This window comes from Arthrobacter humicola, assembly GCF_022803015.1.
GTDB lineage: Bacteria > Actinomycetota > Actinomycetes > Actinomycetales > Micrococcaceae > Arthrobacter > Arthrobacter humicola_A.
Window position 1 is genome coordinate 1 of the sequence record NZ_JAFKON010000011.1, and the last position, 15386, is coordinate 15386.

General features: G+C 67.0%; 15 protein-coding genes. 11 read left to right on the forward strand and 4 right to left on the reverse strand.

The window, feature by feature from the left end; all coding sequences use genetic code 11:
- The first annotated feature begins 170 nt into the window (after positions 1–170).
- Both infB and rbfA read left to right on the forward strand, forming a co-directional pair.
- Positions 171–2552 (forward strand): translation initiation factor IF-2, encoded by a 2382-nt coding sequence (gene infB, locus ARTB_RS17955; protein ID WP_243181739.1) that lies wholly within the window; start codon positions 171–173, stop codon positions 2550–2552.
- Positions 2553–2806: 254 nt separating this feature from the next.
- Entirely contained in the window at positions 2807–3316 is a 510-nt protein-coding gene (gene rbfA, locus ARTB_RS17960) for a 30S ribosome-binding factor RbfA (RefSeq protein WP_018774499.1), read from the forward strand.
- 70 nt (positions 3317–3386) lie between these two features.
- Here the strand turns inward: rbfA and ARTB_RS17965 are convergent, their stop codons facing one another.
- On the reverse strand, positions 3387–4514 hold the full coding sequence (locus ARTB_RS17965; protein ID WP_243181740.1) for a ScyD/ScyE family protein: 1128 nt from the start codon (positions 4512–4514) through the stop codon (positions 3387–3389).
- A gap of 273 nt (positions 4515–4787) precedes the next feature.
- Here ARTB_RS17965 and trxA point away from each other — a divergent pair, with 273 nt between their 5' ends.
- Entirely contained in the window at positions 4788–5216 is a 429-nt protein-coding gene (gene trxA / locus ARTB_RS17970) for a thioredoxin (protein WP_243181741.1), read from the forward strand.
- Here trxA and ARTB_RS17975 read toward each other — a convergent pair.
- Positions 5213–5422 (reverse strand): hypothetical protein, encoded by a 210-nt coding sequence (locus ARTB_RS17975; RefSeq protein WP_028278246.1) that lies wholly within the window; start codon positions 5420–5422, stop codon positions 5213–5215. The two genes, trxA and ARTB_RS17975, sit on opposite strands and share 4 nt — an antisense overlap.
- Positions 5423–5509: 87 nt before the next feature.
- A complete protein-coding gene (locus ARTB_RS17980; RefSeq protein ID WP_243181742.1) occupies positions 5510–6721 on the reverse strand; it encodes a pyridoxal phosphate-dependent aminotransferase in 1212 nt (403 codons plus the stop codon).
- 84 nt (positions 6722–6805) lie between these two features.
- Between ARTB_RS17980 and truB the strand changes: the two genes are divergently transcribed.
- Genes truB through ARTB_RS17995 form a run of 3 tightly spaced genes read left to right on the forward strand, consistent with a single transcriptional unit; the run spans position 6806 to position 8728 of the window.
- Entirely contained in the window at positions 6806–7804 is a 999-nt protein-coding gene (gene truB / locus ARTB_RS17985; protein ID WP_243181743.1) for a tRNA pseudouridine(55) synthase TruB, read from the forward strand.
- On the forward strand, positions 7804–8157 hold the full coding sequence (locus tag ARTB_RS17990) for a hypothetical protein (protein WP_028278244.1): 354 nt from the start codon (positions 7804–7806) through the stop codon (positions 8155–8157). The genes truB and ARTB_RS17990 overlap by 1 nt, the downstream gene beginning before the upstream one ends.
- A gap of 19 nt (positions 8158–8176) precedes the next feature.
- Positions 8177–8728, forward strand: coding sequence for a hypothetical protein (locus ARTB_RS17995; RefSeq protein WP_243181744.1), 552 nt, complete (start codon positions 8177–8179; stop codon positions 8726–8728).
- A gap of 10 nt (positions 8729–8738) precedes the next feature.
- On the opposite strand, the gene ARTB_RS18000 is transcribed toward ARTB_RS17995, so the two are convergent.
- On the reverse strand, positions 8739–9293 hold the full coding sequence (locus ARTB_RS18000) for an NUDIX domain-containing protein (RefSeq protein WP_243181745.1): 555 nt from the start codon (positions 9291–9293) through the stop codon (positions 8739–8741).
- 187 nt (positions 9294–9480) lie between these two features.
- Here ARTB_RS18000 and ARTB_RS18005 point away from each other — a divergent pair, with 187 nt between their 5' ends.
- The 5 genes from ARTB_RS18005 to kynU all read left to right on the forward strand — a co-directional run bounded on the left by ARTB_RS18005 (position 9481) and on the right by kynU (position 15281).
- Positions 9481–11292 carry a DUF222 domain-containing protein gene (locus ARTB_RS18005; RefSeq protein WP_243181746.1) on the forward strand — a complete coding sequence of 604 codons (1812 nt, stop codon included), beginning with the start codon at positions 9481–9483 and terminating at the stop codon, positions 11290–11292.
- Between the two features lie 133 nt (positions 11293–11425).
- The gene (locus tag ARTB_RS18010; protein ID WP_028277198.1) at positions 11426–11809 is read left to right on the forward strand and encodes a hypothetical protein; all 384 of its coding nucleotides are present in this window, start codon (positions 11426–11428) and stop codon (positions 11807–11809) included.
- Positions 11810–12000: 191 nt separating this feature from the next.
- Positions 12001–12984, forward strand: coding sequence for a bifunctional riboflavin kinase/FAD synthetase (locus tag ARTB_RS18015; RefSeq protein WP_243181747.1), 984 nt, complete (start codon positions 12001–12003; stop codon positions 12982–12984).
- A 96-nt stretch (positions 12985–13080) separates the two neighbouring features.
- On the forward strand, positions 13081–13935 hold the full coding sequence (kynA, locus tag ARTB_RS18020; protein ID WP_028277200.1) for a tryptophan 2,3-dioxygenase: 855 nt from the start codon (positions 13081–13083) through the stop codon (positions 13933–13935).
- The gene (gene kynU / locus ARTB_RS18025) at positions 13932–15281 is read left to right on the forward strand and encodes a kynureninase (RefSeq protein WP_243181748.1); all 1350 of its coding nucleotides are present in this window, start codon (positions 13932–13934) and stop codon (positions 15279–15281) included. The genes kynA and kynU overlap by 4 nt, the downstream gene beginning before the upstream one ends.
- Positions 15282–15386 lie beyond the last annotated feature (105 nt).

Genomic DNA, 15386 nt, shown 5'->3' on the forward strand with positions numbered 1-15386 from the left:
GCTCGTTAATCGCATGCAGCCTCCCCGTCTCATACCTACACGACCGGTGCCACCTCGTCCGCTTCTCTTTTTTTTTTTTTTTTTTTTTTTTAATGGTCTCGTGGGCTCGGAGATGTGTATAAGAGACAGGTCCCCGTCCCGGCAACAACCCGTTCGCCACGTCCCAGGGCATGCCCCGCGGCCGCGGCGGCGACAACGAACGTCCCTCGCGTCCGGGCAACAACCCGTTCGCTCCTTCCCAGGGCATGCCCCGTCCGGGCGGAAGCCGCACCGAGGGTGAACGCCCCGGTGGTCCGCGCCCCGCAGCAGGCGCAGGCGGCCCCCGTCCGGGTGGTCCCCGTCCGGCAGCAGGCGCAGGCGGCCCCCGCCCCGGCGCCCCGCGTCCGGCCGGCGCTCCCGGCGCCGGTCGTCCGGCAGGAGCCGGCGGCAACCGCCCGACTCCCGGCATGATGCCTAACCGCACCGAGCGTCCCGCACCCGCTGGTGCCGGCCGTCCCGGCGGCGGAGGCCGTGGTCCGGGCCGTCCGGGTGGCGCTCCGGGTACCGGTGCTCCCGGTGCCGGTGGCGGCGCTCCGGCCGGTGGTGGCTTTGGTAAGGGCGGTCGCGGTCGCGGCGGCACCCAGGGTGCCTTCGGTAAGGGCGGCGCAGGCCGTGGCAAGCAGCGCAAGTCGAAGCGTGCCAAGCGTCAGGAACTGGAGCAGATGAGTGCTCCGTCGCTGGGTGGCGTGAGCGTACCCCGCGGCGACGGCAACACCGTAGTCCGGCTTCGCCGTGGCTCGTCCATCACGGACTTTGCCGACAAGATCGAGGCAAACCCGGCAGCACTGGTGACGGTCCTCTTCCACCTCGGCGAAATGGCCACGGCCACGCAGTCGCTGGATGAAGAGACCTTCGCCCTGCTCGGCGAGGAGCTTGGTTACAAGCTCCAGGTTGTGTCCCCGGAGGACGAGGAGCGCGAGCTGCTCTCCACCTTCGACATCGACTTCGACGCCGAACTGGAAGCCGAAGGCGATGAAGACCTCGAGGCACGTCCTCCGGTTGTCACCGTCATGGGTCACGTTGACCACGGTAAGACCCGACTGCTCGATGCCATCCGCAAGTCCGACGTTATGGCGGGCGAGCACGGCGGTATCACGCAGCATATCGGTGCCTACCAGGTCACCCACGCCCACGAAGGCATCGATCGCAAGATCACCTTCATCGATACTCCGGGCCACGAGGCGTTCACCGCCATGCGTGCCCGTGGTGCGAAGGTTACCGACATCGCCATCCTGGTGGTCGCAGCGGACGACGGCGTCATGCCGCAGACCGTTGAGGCCCTCAACCACGCCCAGGCGGCCAACGTGCCGATCGTCGTGGCCGTGAACAAGATCGACAAGGAAGGCGCCAACCCGGACAAGGTCCGCGGCCAGCTGACCGAGTACGGCCTGGTTCCGGAAGAATACGGTGGCGACACCATGTTCGTGGAGGTCTCTGCCCGCCAGAACCTGAACATCGACGAGCTCCTCGGCGCCGTTCTGCTCACCGCAGACGCTGCCCTGGACATGCGCGCCAACCCGAACAAGGACGCCCGCGGTATCGCGATTGAAGCCAACCTGGATAAGGGCCGCGGTTCCGTGGCCACCGTCCTGGTTCAGTCCGGTACCCTGCACGTCGGCGACACCATCGTGGCAGGCACGGCCCACGGCCGCGTCCGTGCGATGTTCGACGACGACGGCAGCGCCCTGACCGAGGCCGGCCCGTCCCGCCCCGTGCAGGTGCTGGGTCTGTCCAACGTCCCGCGCGCCGGTGACACCTTCTTCGTGACCGCTGACGAGCGTACCGCCCGCCAGATCGCCGAGAAGCGTGAAGCCGCCGACCGCAACGCCGCCCTGGCCAAGCGCCGCAAGCGCATCAGCCTGGAAGACTTCGACCAGGCCGTCGCCGATGGCAAGATCGACACCCTCAACCTCATCCTCAAGGGTGACGTGTCCGGTGCCGTGGAAGCCCTCGAAGACGCGCTGCTCAAGATCGACGTCGGCGAGGGTGTCCAGCTCCGCGTCATCCACCGCGGTGTCGGTGCGATCACGCAGAACGACGTCAACCTGGCAACGGTCGACAGCGCCGTCATCATCGGCTTCAACGTCAAGCCCGCCGAGCGTGTTGCCGAACTGGCAGACCGCGAAGGCGTGGACATGCGCTTCTACTCCGTCATCTACGCAGCAATCGATGACATTGAGGCAGCCCTCAAGGGCATGCTCAAGCCGGAGTACGAAGAGGTCCAGCTTGGCACCGCCGAGGTCCGCGAAGTGTTCCGTTCCTCCAAGTTCGGCAACATTGCAGGCTCGATCGTCCGCTCCGGTGTTATCCGGCGCAACGCCAAGGCCCGCATCAGCCGCGACGGCAAGATCATCGGTGACAACCTCACCGTTGAGACGCTCAAGCGCTTCAAGGACGACGCTACCGAGGTCCGCACGGACTTCGAGTGTGGTATCGGTCTTGGCTCGTTCAACGACATCACCGAAGGTGACATCATCGAGACCTTCGAGATGCGCGAGAAGCCGCGCGTCTAGGTTGGTTTAGCAGTACAGGTGCGGGGCCGTTGGATTTTCCGGCGGCCCTGCACTTTTCCGCCGTAGAGGGGGCCCCGCCCCTACGCTGGGTGGCCCGATGCCACTCCCGGGCCCCCTCCACGGCTCCAAAGGGCCGCCGGAAGAATCCAACGGGAGTCCGTCGTAGACTCGCCTTAGGCGCGTGGCATGAAAACCCAACTGGTGTACGGCAGCCGTTACAGCGCCGTCGTACATCCAAATTTTTAGGAGTGGAAATGGCTGATCCCGCACGGGCCGCCAAGTTGGCGCAGCGGATTAAGGTTGTCGTTGCTGAGGCGCTGGGCCGGAGGGTGAAGGATCCCCGCCTGGAAGGCGTCACCGTGACTGACTCTCGGGTGACCAACGACCTGCAGCACGCAACTGTTTACTACACCGTGTTCGGTGACGAGGTGGCCCAGGCCGATGCCGCCAAGGGGCTTGAGAAGGCCAAGGGCGTGCTGCGGCAGGAAGTCGGGCGGAACATCACCGTGCGGCTGACTCCGACGCTCGAGTTCGTGGCTGACCAGATCCCTGTCAACGCCTCGAACCTTGAGGAGCTGCTCCGGGCGGCGAAGAAGCGGGACGCCGAGGTGGCCGCGCTTGCCGAAAGTGCAAAGCACGCCGGCGACGCCGATCCTTACAAGAGTGACACTCCGCAGGACGTGGAGCTCGACGAGGACGACTTTGACGAAGAGGACTTGGACCTCATTGACAACGACGCAATCGATGAGGACCGCAACAAGTAGGAATGCCTTCCACAGCAGGGGCCGGAACCGGTAACGGATCCGGCCCCTGCTGTTCCGGGTCTTGGTGCTGCTAGGTGCCAGAGGCGCTATTTTGCGATGCGTGCTTGAGGCTCAGGACCGCGACTTGGCCGTTGGGGGGTGTTGTCGAGGGGCCCTCAGGCGGAAGGGCGTTGACGGTGGCGTACAGCGTGGAACCTTGAAGGGCGACGTCGGCCGTGAGCCCAGCGCTCAACAGCGTGCTCTGCCGGCCGGAGTCCCCGTCGATCTTGAGGACTCCCATACCAAACAGGGACGCGACGAACACGTCGCCGTCGTTATCGACCGCCAAGCCGGTGGGGGACAGGATCTTGTCCGCGAACACCTTCACGTGACCGTTGTCCGGATCCACCTTGAAGACGGCGCCCCTGGCCCCAAAGGACGGGTCCTCGGGTCCTCCCGGCAACGACGTGACGTAGAGCCAGCCGTCCGGCCCAACCCCAACATCGGTGGGTACCGGCTCGAAGTCGTAGCTCCGCCCGACCACGCAGGCCGGCAGGTGGTTGGCGGCTGCGGCTTCGGCCGTAATCGTGAACGGCCGAGGCGGCAGTACAGCGACGGTCCGTGTCTTCCCGCTCTCTATATCAACGGACACCACGCTGTTTGCGCCCGCATCCGCCACATAGAGGGTGTGGCCGGAGACGGTAATCCCGTATGGATGGGAATCCACTTCACCGTTGTAGGCCGCCGGCATCTCGGGCGGCAGCAGCGCTGCGCACCCGTTCGGCAGGTTGCGGAAGCCGTAGTGGACTTCTCCGTCGGCGTTATGCCCAGCTTCCAGTGCGGCGAAGTCGCCGTAGGTGCGTTGCCGACCGTCGCCATCGATGGTGTGAACATGACCGGCGAGCGGACGTTGGTCCTCGGGCCCAGCGCCCTGGCTCTCGAGGAAGTAGGTTGTCGATCCGCGCTGGGCATTTCCGGCGACGTCCCAAGCAGGATTCGAGTAGAGGACGCTCTTGGTACCGTGAGCGTCGATCCGGGTCAGCCGGCCCGCGAATTCTTCGCTGACCGTGACGGTTTTGTCATGGCCGGCGCTGACATGAAGCGGGGCCACCAGTCCGCCCGCCAGAGTGGCCGGTGGCTGTCCGTTCGGGGTGGCGGCCGCAGCCGTGAGGGTGGAAAGGAACACCGCGGCGATAGCAGCCGCGGATGGAAATGTCATTAGTTTTCTCATGGTGTGCTCCCGTGGCCGTGATGAAGTATCCACAGTTCGAGACCGATGAAGATCGGGGAAGCACAGCCGGAAACCCACGCCTGCTTCCCAAGCGGATTGTATTCCAGCGGGCCGGCGAAGTCGACAGTTCCCGCGGACGCTCATTTCTCCTGGCTTGTCTCCTGTCCTCGGCGTCGGTGACCTTCGACTCTATGCCCGTCCAAGTGCAGGCGAGTCCCATGGACCCATGAGTGCGTGTATGCGGGAAGGCACCGGCGTGCCGTGGAATCCAGCCTGACCAAGTGCCCGCACTGCGGGAAGACCAACCGGATTCCCGCGGCGGCTGCCGGGCACCCGCGCTGCGGCAATTGTGGCCAGGATCTTCCGTGGATAGTGGCGGCGGGTGACGCAGATTTTCCGGTTGTGGCGGAGCAGTCTTCGGTTCCGGTTCTCGTCGATTTCTGGGCGGCCTGGTGCGGGCCGTGCCGGATGGTCAGCCCGGTGCTGGACAAGTTGGCGGTGGAGCGGGCCGGTAAGGTCAAGCTCGTGAAGGTCGACGTCGACACCTCCCCGGAGCTGTCCCGCCGGTTCGATATCCAGGCCATTCCAACGTTGCTTGTCATCAAGAACGGGGCAGTGGCGGCCCGCCAGGCTGGAGCGCCGCAAGCCGCGGCCCTCCGCAGTTGGCTCGACGCCGCGCTGTCCGCCTAGCGGCGTCTTGAGCGTCCTCGGGCTCCCAGGCCGCCGCCCAGCACGGGAGATCCCATGCCCAGGAGATAGCCGAAGTCGTACCAGTTTCCCGCACGGGCGGAGTTGTAGAACGGGAATTCACTCCAGAAGCCGAAGACATGGGCGATCAGGACGATCCATGCCGTCAGCCCATTCCAGAAACCCCACAACAGGTCTTGCCACCACACGATGTACTCCCTCGGCCGGAAATCGGCGGCGCCCTGTCGGGCCAGCCCGCAGCCAGTACACCGGGCAGGCCTGGAATCGCCGTGAGCTCAGGCTAGGGCGCCAGCTTCGCCGGCGATAGGGCCGGTTGACCCGTCGGTGCCCGCAGGCTCGCGCGCAGGGATGCGCCCGAGGCCCTCCACCAGATCGGCTTGACTGCCGCAGAGCGCGATCCGGATCCAGCCCTCGCCGATCGAGCCGAACGCCGTGCCGGGGGCGAAGGCCACCCCGGAGTCCGCCAGGAAGCGGCGCGTCCATGACCGGACATCCCCGCCACTGGCATGCGAGACGTCCGCCCACAAATAGAACGCGCCTTGGGCCGCGAGGTAGCGGATGCCGCGGGCGCGCAGCACCGCCGAGGCCGCGTCGCGGTTGGCCCGGTAGTGGGCATGGGCGTGGCTGACGTAGTCCTGCGGACCGGTCAGCGCTGCCAGCGCGGCGTACTGCGACGGCGAGGCCACGCACGACACGATCGACTCCATGACGTTGTTCATCTTCTGTTCCAGCCCCGGCGGGCAGATCAGCGCACCGATCCGCAGTCCCGTCAGCCCGTAGGTTTTGGAGAGCGTGAGCGAGGTGAAAACGCGTGCTTCGCCTGGGGCGTCGCTGTCGAAGCGGGCCGGGCTGATGTGCGGGACATCGTAGGTGAACGCCTCGTAGCATTCGTCCGAGATGACCCACAGATCGTGCCGCCTCGCCAGCTCCACGAGCCGGCGGGTCAGATCCTCGCCCAGGACAGCACCGAGCGGGTTGGACGGGGAATTCAGGATCAGGACCTTGGTGCGGGGCGTGATGAGCGCCTCGATGTCCTCGATCCGCGGCTGGAAATCGTGCTCCGGGTACAGCGGGTAGCGGACCGGAACGGCGTGCAGCAGGCTGGACGTCATCGCGAAGGTGGGGTAGCCGGGATTTGGGATGAGGATCTCATCCCCGGGGGAGAGCAACAGGCTCATGGCGAAATGCAGGCCCTGCTGGGCGCCGTCGACCACGTAGACGCGCTCCGCGCCGACCGGCGTCGCATTGTGTTCACGGAAGCGGGCGGCGAAGGCCTCCCGCAGCGCGGGGATTCCGGCGTTCGGTGTGTAGTTGGTCTCGTCCCGGTCGAGGCAGGCCATGCCGGCCTCGAGGACATGGCGGGGGACTGCGAAGCCCGGCTCCCCGATACTCAGCACGATCGCACCGGGCGTTCCCCAGGCGGCTTCGGTGATCTCGCGGATCTGGTTGATCGGGACGTCGCGGACATGTGCGGCAAGCTCGGGCATGTCTGCCATCCTAACGCCCGGCGTCCGCGGTGGCGGCGGGACGGTGGGCGTCGGGGCAGGGCTTGCCCGCATATACTGGGAGGCGTGCTTTCTGGACTGGTGATAGTAGACAAACCGCAAGGTTGGACCAGCCACGATGTGGTTGGACGGATGCGGCGGATTGCCGGTACCCGAAAGGTTGGCCACGCCGGGACACTGGATCCGATGGCCACCGGCGTTCTGGTGGTGGGCATCAACAAGGCCACCCGGCTGCTGACCTACATCGTGGGCACGTCCAAGACCTACACGGCCACCATCAGGCTCGGTGAATCCACCGTGACAGACGATGCCGAAGGCGAGGTCACCGCCACCCGCAGCGCCGCCGGGGTCACCGAAGACGCCGTCCGCGCCGGCGTCGCGGCACTGACCGGGGAAATCGAGCAGGTTCCCAGCAGCGTCAGTGCCATCAAGGTCAACGGCGAACGCGCCTACGCCCGGGTCCGGTCCGGTGAAGAGGTCAAGCTCGCAGCCCGGCCTGTAACGATCCACCGCTTTGAGATCCACGAGACCCGTCCCGTCCACGACGGCGAGGCCCTCGACGTCGACGTCACCGTGGAGTGCTCCTCCGGTACCTACATCCGTGCCCTGGCCCGCGACCTCGGCGATGCTCTCGGCGTCGGCGGCCACCTGACTGCACTGCGGAGGACTCAAGTGGGTCCATACACCCTTGATCAGGCGCACACCCTCGAACAATTGGCCGAGACGCTGGACGTCCTGGAAATCTCGGACGCCGCACGGGCACTCATGCCGAACCGTGAACTCAGCGAGGCGGAAACCACCGAGATTTCCTTCGGCCGCAGAATCGGAGCCGGAGCAACCGCAGGCACGCCCGAGGCAGCGACCGCGGACAAACCGGCAGCGGCGTTCGCGCCAGATGGTTCGCTCGTGGCCCTCCTGGCCGATGCGGGAAGCTACGCCAAACCTGTGCTCGTCTTCGCGCCGGATAATGAAAAGCCGGGCAACGAAAAGCCCGGCAACGGCAAGCCGACTACAGAAAAGCGGCCAACAGATAAGCAGCCCACCGAAAAGCTGGCCGGCCAGTAGTGGACGCGTATTTCTACATCATTCTGGTGGTTGGCCTGCTCTCCAGCATCATCTGCGTCGTCGCGGGCCTCCTGAAAAAGGCGCCCAACGACACGACGATACTGTCGGTGGCCGCCGTCGAACTTGCCCTCCTGGTCTATCTGGGGGGTTCGATTGTCCGGGTGGCCAGCGGCGAGCGGATCGCGGGAGAGTCCTGGGAGTTCTGGGGCTATCTGGCCACGGCGCTGATCCTTCCGATCGGGGCCGTTTACTGGTCCATCCTGGAGCGGACCCGCTGGAGCAACTTTGTCCTGGCCGCCGTCGGCGTCACCGCCCTGGTGATGGCGGCGCGCATGAACCAGATCTGGTATTGAGATGGAAGAGGCAGAAAACGTGAGCGCAAACTCCCCGCACGACGGCACCGGAAACCCGGCGGCGCCGGCGTCCCGGACCCCTGGGCCGGCGGACGCTGGATCCGCCGACACTGCGCCGGCGGAAACCGCGGCGCCGGGCACTGGGGCGACTGAAACTGCGCCGGCAACGACCGATACCCGCAACACCGGGCCGGGACGGCTGCTGATTGCTGTCTATGCCGTCTTCGCGATTTCGGCGACGGCCCGGGCCGGCTACCAGATTCTCACGAAGTTTTCTGAGGCGCCGCTGGCGTACATGCTGTCCGCGTTCGCCGCCGCCGTCTACGTCGTGGCCACCGTGTCGCTGGCGAAGCCGGGGCGCACCGCGTTCAAGGTCTCGGTGGCGGCAGTCCTGGTGGAGCTTGTGGGCGTCCTGGTGGTGGGAGCACTCAGCGTGTTCGACTCGGTGAACTTCCCGCATGAGACGGTGTGGTCCCTGTTTGGCCGCGGCTACGGATTCATCCCGCTCCTGCTGCCGATCCTGGGACTTATCTGGCTGTACCGCCGCCGCCCTGCGCGCCGGGACCACTAACTCCGGCTGCCTACAAGCGGCCGGCGATGCCCCGGGCCTCCGTGAGCCTGCTGCGCAGCCCCGGCCAGGCCGCGGCGAAGCCCGGGTGCAGTTCCTTGCCGCCGACGCCGTCGACCCCCACCCACTGCAGTTCGATACTTTCCGCATCACTGATCGCGGCCTCAAACGGCTGCAGCGCAAGGGCCACCACGGTGGTGTAGGACCAGTAGCCGACGTCGAACACCGACGTAAACAGGACCTCGAGATTCCCCGGAGGCACGGCCGCTTCCTCGTGTGCTTCCCGCAACGCGCCGTGGATGGCTTCTTCCCCTTGGTGCAGGGCGCCGCCGGGGAGCCCCCAGGTGCCGCCCTGATGGCTCCACAAGGCGCGGTGCTGGAGAAGTACCCCCTTGGCGGGGTCGTGGACCAAAAGCCCGGCGGAACCGAACCGACCCCAGAACCGCCCCCGGTCGCCATCGACCCAGGCATCGCCAGGATCGCGTGGGCCCAACGGGCGGCGCGGATCGCCCGGCAGCAGTGGTGCGAACGGTGATTCCCCGACTTGGGGAGCGGCTGTGCTGTCCATCCCTACAGCTTGCCACGCACCGGTCCGTAGGAGGGCGGGGGTCGTACGCAGTGTTACGTGCCCGGACGTGCCCTATGCGCTCCAGATGCTCTGAGGTGCGCTGCCGGGAGTCACTCTCACTATGAGTCGCGCGCCGGCAAGAATGGCTTCCGCTATTTCTGTCGTACCCCTCTGGCAGAGTTTAGTTATGGAAGCCATTGGAGAGTTCATCCCGGACCGGGCCCCGTGGGCCGGCCCGGCTGTGTCCTCCCGGCATCCCCGACTGGCCGCCGTTCCCGGCGCGGCTGACGCAGCCGGCGGCGCTCTGGGCGCCGCGGTGGAGACGGCGCTGGCGGCGCTGCGGGCTTCGAGCCCGACTGCGGATGTCGACGCCGCCTGGTTTGGCTTGCGGGAGGCTGCGGACTTTGCCGGCCACGTCGAGGACCTGTCCCGCACGGTCGAATACTTCCAGCTCGTTGCCGCGGCCGCGGTAGAACGGACGCGCCAACAAGCCGTGTTCACCGCGCCGGCCGCACACGGCTGGGGTGAGGAAGCGGCCCAGGCGGGCTGGCTCACGGGCTGGAAACAGGAATCCGACGGCGGGACGGATGCAGGGGCCGGCGGGGGAGCTGATGCCGTTTCCGACGCCGGGGCTCACGGCGTACCTGTCGGCGGGACGCTTGCCGGGGCCGGACCTGGCCCCCGCGGTGACTTGGCCGGGCACATGGGGATGTCCGCTGCTGCGGATGACGGCTACCGGAACGCCACGGATTTTTTGCGGGCGCGGCTGCGGATCAGCGCCGCCGAGGCAAAGCGCCGGCTGACGCTGGCCGCCGAGCTGCTGCCCCGCGCCGGCAGCGGCGGCCATACCGGGCCACCGGTCCGGAAGGAGCTCGCCGCTGCCGTCGCGGCCGGCGAGGTCGCGTCCCGCGCCGCAACCGTCATCACGCTCGCCCTGGACCGGGTCCGGCACAGCTGCCTCCCCGAGGCCGCCGCAACCATGGAACATGCCCTGACAGTGACGGCCATCGAAAACGACGCCGACTTCCTGGCCCGGATCGCCCGCCGGTGGGCCGAGGCGCTGGACCAGGACGGCGCCGAACCTTCCGAGGAATTGCTCCGCCGGATCCAGGGCGCCTTCCTCCGCAAACCCCGGCACGGCCTGCAGCACCTGGAAATCTTCGCGACCGCGGACCAGTTCGAACACCTTGTGACAGTGATGAACACCGCCACCAACCCCCGCAGCGGCCCCGACACCGGCGAAGGCACCGCCACCGGCCACACGGCGCAGGCCGGACCGGGTGACGGGTCCGAAGCGGCCGACGAGCCCGGCCCGTCTGACGAGCCCGCCACGGCCGAACAGCACGCCGCGCTGCCGTCCCTGGACCTCCGCTCCCGGCCCCAACGTCTGCTCGACGGCCTGGTCGGTGCCTGCAAGGCGGCGCTCGCCACCGGAGGGCTGCCCGCCGCGGGCGGGCTCCGGCCCCAGGTCATGGCCACCATTGACTACCGCGACCTGCTCACCCGGCTCGGGACGACTCCCGCCGAAGCAGGCGCCCCTGCCAACACCGCACAGCACGGCACCGGAACCAGACACGGCACCGGGACGCTGCTGTTCACCGGGCCCGTCACCGCGTCCACCGTCCGCAAAATCGCCTGCGACGCCGACATCATCCCGGTCGTCCTCGGCGGCGAGGGCCAGGTCCTGGACATCGGCCGCGCCTCCCGCGTCTTCCCGCCCCACATCCGCAAGGCCATCACGGCCCGGGACCGGGGCTGCGCCTTCCCGCAATGCACGATTCCGGCATCCTGGTGCGAGGCCCACCACATCACCTACTGGTCCCGCGGCGGCACCACCGGAACCGGCAACGGAACCCTGCTCTGTTCCCATCACCACCACGTGATACATAAGGAACACTGGAGCATCCAGATGCGCACCGGGATTCCCTGGTTCATCCCGCCACCCCACCTTGATCCAGCCCGGACGCCCCGACGGAACAGCTACTTCCGCCTGGAGTGACCCCGCGCCTGGACTGAAGCTCGCCTCGACTGACTCGGTGGGACCCCAGAAATCGGCGCCCTCCGTCGCCGGGCTCCCTGCACCGGGCCGAAAGTCCCAAGCATGCGCGCCCGGTCGGGCCTAGGGTGGAGGCATGGACCAGCGCAGTCTGATGCTGCGGGCAGTAAAGACGCTCCACACCCTTGCCTGGCTCGTGATCGAGGCCTGTATGGCTTACGTCCTGTACGCCGGCATCACGGGCCGAAATGACCGGAAAACGAGGGCTGCCGCCGTCGTGGTTGCCAGCGAATCGCTGATTTTTGCGGGCACCGGCTTCCAATGCCCGCTGACCGTCGTCGCGAAAAATCTTGGCGACGGCTCTGGCTCCGTCACGGACATCTACCTGCCGCGGTGGTTAGCGAATATCCTGCCCGGGCTCCACGTCCCCCTCATCCTCGTCGCCGTCCTGCTGCATTGGCGGAATTGGCGGAAACAGACGGTGCGCGACAGCGAGCGGCGGCTTTTGCTCGGGCGCTAGTGCGCGCCCGCCTCACACCTTCTCCCTGCCGCCGATTAACCGTGGTTCCTCCGGCGGGGCCTCTACGCGGATGCCCCGGGAGCCCGGCGGACCGTCCGGGAGTTGCCCGGATTGCGGGTAATCTAAGAGAGTTCCGGAGCCGGCACGGTCGCTCCGGAGCAGTTCATGGCAGGCAGCAAAAGGCGAGGTTGATGGTCCACATCTGGAACGATCTGTCCGAGGTCCCGGCGGACTTTGGTCCTTCGGTTGTCACGTTCGGCAATTTCGACGGCGTGCACCGCGGCCACCAGCAGGTGCTGTCGCAGCTCATCCGTACCGCCCGGTTGAACCACGCACGCGCCGTCGCCATCACCTTCGACCCGCACCCCGCACAGGTACACCGCCCGGAATCGGCTCCCGAACTGATCATGGGGCTGGAGGACAAGCTCGTGGCTCTCGGAGAGCTCGGCCTCGACGCCGTGCTGGTGATGAAGTACTCGATGGAGCTCGCCAGTCTCACTCCCGAGGAATTCGTCGCGACAGTGCTGGTCGACAGCCTCAAGGCCAGCCACGTGGTGGTCGGCCACGACGCCCGGTTTGGCCGCGGCAATTCCGGCGACCTCGCCACCATGCAGGAGCTGGGCAAGAAGCTCGGGTTCGAGGTGCTGGTCATCAGCGAATTCGGCTCAGAGGGCTTTCCCATCCACGACGACGACGGCACGGACCGCCGCTGTTCGTCCACGTGGGTGCGCGAGGCCCTGCGCGCGGGCGACGTCGCCACCGCCGCTGCCGTCCTCGGCAGGCCGCACCGGATGCGCGGCGAGGTGGTGCACGGTGCCGCACGCGGCCGCGACCTCGGGTTCCCCACCGCGAACCTCTCCTCGACGGCCACCGGGTACATCCCCGCGGACGGCATCTACGCCGGCTGGCTCGTGGACCAGGCAGGCACGCGCTGGCCCGCCGCCATCTCCGTGGGCTCGAACCCGACGTTCGACGGCGTGAGCCGTCAGGTCGAGGCCCACGTGATCGACCGCCCGGAAGAGTCTCCCGACGACTTCGATCTGTACGACCAGACAGTTGTGGTGGAATTTGTCGCCAGGCTCCGCGGCATGGTGGCGTACCGTGGGGCTGAAGCTTTGGTGGAGCAGATGCGCCTGGACGTCGTCCAGGCCCACGACCTCCTGTTCGCCCACTAAGAACCGGGCCGGATCGGCGTCGGCCCCCGCGCGGACAATGTTCTGATTCACTGGAGCGCGCTGATTCACAGCCACTTGGCAAGGAAGGCAAGACACGTGACCATCGAGAAAAACACGAGGGAACTGGACCAGGACATTGTCCGGGATTTCAGTGCGCGGATGAGCTACGCGTCGTACCTGCAGTTGCCCACCCTGCTCAGCGCCCAGCAGCCGGTCAGCACCCCGGAACACCACGACGAGATGCTGTTCATCATCCAGCACCAGACCACGGAGCTGTGGCTGAAGCTGGTATTGCACGAGCTTCGCAGCGCCGCCGCGTGGCTGCGGTCGGACGACCTCGGGTCCGCCCTGAAGGCGATCGCCCGCGTCAAGCACATTCAGAAGACGCTCACCGAGCAATGGTCCGTGCTGGCCACCCTGACGCCCACCGAGTACTCCCAGTTCCGCGGCTTCCTCGGCAATTCGTCCGGATTCCAGTCCAGCCAGTACCGTGCGGTGGAGTTCCTCCTCGGCAACAAGAACGCCAAGATGCTTCCGGTGTTCGAATCGGACCCCGAGGCCCACGAGATGCTGCGCGAACTGCTCGAAGCCCCCAGCATCTACGACGATTTCCTCGCCTATCTCAAGCGCCAGGGCTTTGACGTCCCTGACTCCCTGCTGGAGCGCGACGTCACCAAGGCCCACGAGTTCTGCCCGGAACTGGTCCCGGTGTTCAAGTACATCTACGAGAACGCCGCCGACAACTGGGGCGCATACGAGGCCTGCGAGGAACTTGTGGACCTTGAGGACAACTTCCAGCTGTGGCGTTTCCGCCACCTGCGCACCGTCCAGCGGACCATCGGCATGAAGGCCGGCACCGGCGGATCCAGCGGCGCCGCGTTCCTGCAGAAGGCCCTCGAACTGACCTTCTTCCCCGAGCTCTTCGCCGTGCGGACGGAGATCGGCCAGTGAGCATCTCCGCCAACACCGAAGCGACGGACAGCCTGTGGCAGCGCGCCCTTGAGCTCGACGCCGCGGATCCGCTGGCCGGCTACCGCGACCACTTCGTCGGCACGGACACGGACCTGTCCTACCTTGACGGCAACTCCCTGGGCCGTCCGCTCAAGCGGACCGTCACCGACATCAGCAGCTTCATCCAGGACAGCTGGGGCGGCCGCCTGATCCGGGGCTGGGACGAGGAATGGCTCGAACTGCCCGAGAAGATCGGCGACCAGCTCGGCCGCGCCGTGCTCGGCGCGGCGCCGGGGCAGACGATCATTGCCGATTCCACCACCGTGGTGCTGTACAAGCTCATCCGCGCCGCGCTGGCAGCCGTCACTGATCCGGCCCGGACCGAGATCGTCCTGGACACGGATAATTTCCCCACGGACCGCTACCTGGTGGAGGGAATCGCACGTGAAGAAGGCCTGACCCTTCGCTGGATCGACGCCGATCCCGCCTCCGGCGTCACCGTCGAGCAGGTGCGGGACGCCACCGGCCCGGCCACCGCCGTCGTGGTCCTGAGCCAGATCGCCTACCGCTCCGGCTTCCTCGCGGACCTGCCGGGCATCACCGCGGCAATCCACGACGCCGGCGCCCTGGTGGTGTGGGACCTGTGCCACTCCGCCGGGTCTGTAGAGATCGCTTTGGACGACGCCGACGTCGACTTCGCGGCAGGCTGCACCTACAAATATCTGAACGGGGGACCGGGCTCGCCCGCATTCGCCTACATCAACGCACGGCACCTGGCCGGGCTGCAGCAGCCCATCTGGGGCTGGATGGGGCGCAAGGACGCGTTCGAGATGGGTCCTGGCTACGAGGCCGCCCCCGGCATCCGCGGCTTCCTTAGCGGCACTCCGGCGATCTTCGGGATGCTCGCCATGCGTGGCACCCTGGACCTGATCGAGGAAGCGGGGATGGCTGCGCTCCGGGAGAAGTCGCGGCTGCTGACCGCTTATGCCCTCGAACTTTACGACGCGTGGCTGGCGCCGGCCGGCGTGCAGCTGTCCACCCCGCGGGCGGCGGAACGGCGCGGCAGCCACGTGACGATCGACCACCCGGCCTTCCGTGAAATGACCGCCACATTGTGGGACCAGGACGTGATTCCCGATTTCCGCGCCCCGCAGGGCCTCCGGATCGGGCTCTCGCCGCTCAGCACATCCTTCGCGGAGCTTTACCGGGGCGTCGCCGCTATTCGCGAACTGCTCCCAGCCCAGGAAAGTGGAAAACCGCAACCGCCGCAGGCAGCTGGCGCGCCGGCAGAGTCGGCGGCCGCGCCCGGCGGTTTCGACAAGACCGCGGACGTGCCACTAAACTGAACGTTGGATCCGGCTGCAGTCCGTGGCGGCTGGCTCCTGTTGTGTACGGAATACCCGGCTTCGGCGGGGGATTCCGGGACGGCACCCCCGGCAGTGAATTACTGA

Excerpts from the sequence above, each read along its gene's own strand:
- infB (WP_243181739.1), top strand. The coding sequence starts at position 171 with ATGCCCCGCGGCCGCGGCGGCGACAACGAACGTCCCTCGCGTCCGGGC.
- rbfA (WP_018774499.1), top strand. The coding sequence starts at position 2,807 with ATGGCTGATCCCGCACGGGCCGCCAAGTTGGCGCAGCGGATTAAGGTT.
- ARTB_RS17965 (WP_243181740.1), bottom strand. The coding sequence starts at position 4,514 with ATGACATTTCCATCCGCGGCTGCTATCGCCGCGGTGTTCCTTTCCACC.
- ARTB_RS17980 (WP_243181742.1), bottom strand. The coding sequence starts at position 6,721 with ATGCCCGAGCTTGCCGCACATGTCCGCGACGTCCCGATCAACCAGATC.
- ARTB_RS18000 (WP_243181745.1), bottom strand. The coding sequence starts at position 9,293 with ATGGACAGCACAGCCGCTCCCCAAGTCGGGGAATCACCGTTCGCACCA.
- ARTB_RS18005 (WP_243181746.1), top strand. The coding sequence starts at position 9,481 with ATGGAAGCCATTGGAGAGTTCATCCCGGACCGGGCCCCGTGGGCCGGC.
- ARTB_RS18010 (WP_028277198.1), top strand. The coding sequence starts at position 11,426 with ATGGACCAGCGCAGTCTGATGCTGCGGGCAGTAAAGACGCTCCACACC.
- ARTB_RS18015 (WP_243181747.1), top strand. The coding sequence starts at position 12,001 with ATGGTCCACATCTGGAACGATCTGTCCGAGGTCCCGGCGGACTTTGGT.